This window comes from Alienimonas sp. DA493 (genome assembly GCF_043951915.1).
Taxonomy (GTDB): Bacteria; Planctomycetota; Planctomycetia; order Planctomycetales; family Planctomycetaceae; genus Alienimonas.
This window is the reverse complement of sequence record NZ_JBINJD010000268.1, coordinates 1-3,417: the sequence shown is the minus strand read 5'-3', so window position 1 is coordinate 3,417 and position 3,417 is coordinate 1. Positions and strand designations below refer to the sequence as shown.

Annotated in this window: 6 protein-coding genes; all 6 read left to right on the top strand. The window is 80.0% G+C overall.

Going from position 1 to position 3,417, the window contains the following annotated elements; all coding sequences use genetic code 11:
• The coding region (locus ACG2DA_RS22140; RefSeq protein ID WP_395258786.1) for a type II secretion system F family protein at positions 1–512 on the top strand (512 nt) is incomplete at its 5' end.
• Complete coding sequence (gene gspG / locus ACG2DA_RS22135; RefSeq protein ID WP_395258784.1) at positions 502–963, top strand: type II secretion system major pseudopilin GspG; 462 nt, start codon at positions 502–504, stop codon at positions 961–963. The genes ACG2DA_RS22140 and gspG, both read left to right, overlap by 11 nt.
• Entirely contained in the window at positions 960–1,460 is a 501-nt protein-coding gene (locus tag ACG2DA_RS22130) for a Tfp pilus assembly protein FimT/FimU (RefSeq protein ID WP_395258782.1), read from the top strand. Before gspG ends, ACG2DA_RS22130 begins: the two co-directional genes overlap by 4 nt.
• Positions 1,461–1,467: 7 nt before the next feature.
• Positions 1,468–1,893, top strand: coding sequence for a prepilin-type N-terminal cleavage/methylation domain-containing protein (locus ACG2DA_RS22125; RefSeq protein ID WP_395258780.1), 426 nt, complete (start codon positions 1,468–1,470; stop codon positions 1,891–1,893).
• Positions 1,890–2,459 carry a prepilin-type N-terminal cleavage/methylation domain-containing protein gene (locus ACG2DA_RS22120; RefSeq protein WP_395258779.1) on the top strand — a complete coding sequence of 190 codons (570 nt, stop codon included), beginning with the start codon at positions 1,890–1,892 and terminating at the stop codon, positions 2,457–2,459. Before ACG2DA_RS22125 ends, ACG2DA_RS22120 begins: the two co-directional genes overlap by 4 nt.
• Positions 2,456–3,352 (top strand): hypothetical protein, encoded by an 897-nt coding sequence (locus ACG2DA_RS22115; RefSeq protein WP_395258777.1) that lies wholly within the window; start codon positions 2,456–2,458, stop codon positions 3,350–3,352. The genes ACG2DA_RS22120 and ACG2DA_RS22115 overlap by 4 nt, the downstream gene beginning before the upstream one ends.
• The last annotated feature ends 65 nt before the right edge of the window (positions 3,353–3,417 follow it).

Genomic DNA, 3,417 nt, shown 5'->3' with positions numbered 1-3,417 from the left:
CCGGGGTCGGGGCGGCGGCCTGGCTGCGGGGGGAGGCCGGGCGGCGGGCCTGGCACCGGACGGTCTGGCGACTGCCGGTCGTCGGCGACATGGCCCGCAAGCAGGCGGTCGCCCGGTCGGCCGCGGTGCTGGCGGTGCTGATGCGGAGCGGGATCGAATTCACCGCCGCGGCCCAGGCGGCCGCGGACGCCGCCGAGAACCCCGTCGTCGGCGACGCGTTGTCCGCCTGCGCGAAGGCCGTCTCGACCGGCCGGGGGATCGCCGCGGCCCTGGAGGCCGACGGCGTGTTCCCGCCGGTCGCGGTGCGGGTCTTCGCCGTGGGGCAGGAGAGCGGTACGCTGGAGGCGATGCTCGAGCGGCTCGCCGCCGACTACGAGCGGCAGGCGGCCTCGGCCGCCGCCCGGCTGACCGCCGTGCTGGAGCCGGCGTTGATCCTGGCGCTGTCGGCGGTCGTCGGGTTCATCCTGTTCGCCACCGTGTTGCCCATCCTGGAGGCCGGCCGTGTCGTCTGACCCGCAGTTCGCCCGCCGCCGTCCCGTCCGGCGCTCTCCCCGCCGCGGCTTCACGCTGGTGGAGTTGATGGTCGTCGTGGTCATCATCGGCCTGCTGGCCGGGGCGGTGACCTTCGGGGTGCGGGGGTATCTGCTCAGCGGCAAGCAGAACGTCGCCCGGCTGGAGGTCTCCAAGATCGCCCAGGGGCTGGAGACCTACTACACCATGTCCGACCGCTACCCGACGAACGAGGAGGGGCTGGACGCATTGGCGGCGCCGACGGCGAAGTTCCCGGACGGAATCCTCAGCCGGGTCCCCCGCGACCCGTGGGGGCGGCCGTACCAGTACAGCCGCCCGGGGCGCAGCGGCCCGTTCGAGGTGCTCTCGCTGGGGGCCGACGGCCGCGAGGGGGGCGAGGGCGGCGACGCCGACATCTCCAGCGACGACCTCGGCCCCGAGGCCCGCCCGTGACCGCCGGCGCGCCCGCCCGCCGTGGCGGATTCACGCTGGTCGAGCTGCTCGTCGTCTGCGCCCTCCTAGGAATCGCGGCGGCGGCCGCGGCCTGGTCGGTCCGCCGGCCGGTCGCCGCGGCCCGGGCGGAACTCGCCGCCGACCGGCTGCTGGCCGCGGACGGCGCCGCCCGTACGCTGGCGGTCCGCCGGGGGGAGGCGGTCCGGCTGAGGTTCGACCCGTCCGCCGGGACGGTGACCCGGGTCGGGGCCGGCGGGCGGCGGGCGGTCGTCGCCGAGCTGCCGCTGGCGGCGGTGCGGCGGGCCGGCGCCCCGGCCGGGGGCGGGCCGGTCGAGCTGACCGTGCGGCCGGACGGCTCCGCCCCGACCTACGCCGTCCGGCTGGTCGGGGCCGACGAGACGGCCCACTGGCTGCTGTTCGCCGGCGGGGCCGGGCACGCCGTGCGGCTGCCGGACGCCGCGGCGGTCGACGCCCTCCTCGCCCTCGACGCGGACTGACCCGGCCGTGAACTCCCCCGGGCCCCCGACCCGCCGCACCGCCCCGGCCCGCCGCGGGTTCACGCTGGTCGAGGTCCTGGCCGGGCTGGCGCTGCTGGGCACGCTGCTGGCCGCCCTGCTGGTCGCCGACGCGGCCCAAGGCCGGCAGGCGGCCCGGGCGGCGGACCGGCTGGCGGCGGTCCGGGCCCTGGACGCCCTCCTGACCGGCTGGGCGGCCGACGCCGACGCGGCCCTGCCGCCGGCGCCCGGCGGCCCGCTCACCGCCGACGGCCGGCTGGTCTGGTCCGCTCGTCGCGAGCGCCGGCCCGGGGCGGCGGCGCTGGGGTGCGTCGTGCTGCGGGTCGAGGCCCGGCGGGACGCGGCGGCGGGCGACGGGCGGCCGGTCGCGTCGGTCGAGCTGCTCGTCGTCGACGAAGTCCGGGGGGCCCGATGAGCCGCACGTACGCCGATCCCCGCCCGCCCCGTTCCGGGCTCACGCTGGTCGAACTCACGCTGGCCCTGGCCCTGGCGGCCATGCTGGCGGCGGCGACGGCCGGCGTGACGCGGGGGTTCGTCGCCCGGCGGGACGCCCTGCCGCCGGCCGGGGCGGGGGGGCCGGACCGGCGGCTGGACGCCCTGTTGCGGGCCGACCTCGCCGCCGCCCGCCGGCTGCACGCCCGGCCCGGCCGGGTGACGCTGCTGGGCTACGGCGGGCGGGACGCCCGGACCGGACGCCCCAACGGCCGCCCGGCGGAGGTGACGCTGTCGGTCGTCGGGGGGGGGTGGCTGGTCCGGTCGGTCCGGCCCCTCGACGGGGCCGACCCGCGGGCCGGGGCCGGCGCGACGCTGCTCCGGCCGGGCGTGGCGGCCCTGCGGTGCGAGCGGCTCGACGACGGCACGGACCTAACCGCCGCCGAGGGCGTGACCGCCACGGCTCCCGTCCCGGACGGCCTGCGGCTGATCCTGCTCGACGCCGCGGGCCGGCCGGTGCGAGAGGTCGTCGCGGGGGCCGGTCGGTGATCTGTCCCCCCGCCGCTCGCCTCCGGGACGCCCCCGCCGCTCGCCGGGGCGGCTTCGTGCTGGTCCTCGTCCTGGCCCTGCTGACGGTCTGCGGGCTGGTCGCGGCCGGGACGGCGACACGGTCGATGGACCTCGCCCTGGAGGCCGCCGCCGCCGAGGAGGACCTGCAGTCCCGCTGGGCCGCCGCCTCGCTGGAGCGGTCCGTATTGGGGCGGGCTGAGGAGCTGATCGCCGCGGAGGCGGCCCGCGAGAGCGCCGGCGGCCGGACGGCGTGGCCGGAACCGGCGGGCTTCGAGCGGCTCGTCACGCTGAACGGCCGCGATCTGCGGCTGACGGTGGCGGACGAGTCGGCGAAGGCGAACGTCAACGCCCTGCACCGGGCCGGCGGATCGGCCGCGGTCGCCCGGGCGGTCCGGGCCTCGGCCGGCCCCAGCGCTCCCCCCGTTCGGCCCCGCCCGCTGCCCGGCGCCGGCCCCGACGTGCCGGCCTACGAGAGCCCGGGGCAGCTGTTCGAGCTCGGCCGCCGGCCGGGCGAGGCGGCGGCCCTGCGGGCGGCGTTGGGGGAGGTCACGGTCGCGGACGTCCCGCTGAACCTGGCCCGGGCCTCGGACGGGGCGCTGCGGACGCTGGCCGGCGGGGTCGCGACCGGCTCCGCCGGCGACGCCCTCGCGGCCGCCCGCCGGGAGGGCGGGCCGGGGTCGGCCGCGGCGGTCCTCGCCCGGGCCGGGCTGCGGGAGTCCGACGCCGGTCGGCTCCGCCCGCTGCTGTCCGGGGCGGCCTCGGCCTGGTCGCTCTGGGTCGAGCCGGCGGGGACCGCGGCGGGGCCGCGGCCGCTCTGGCTGCTGCGGACCCGCGTCGGCGGGCGGGACTACACCGACGATTTCGCCTGGTGACCCGGCGGAGCGGACGAGAGACCAAGGCGGTCGCCAGCGGGGAGCGGCCGCCGGAGCCGCCGTCG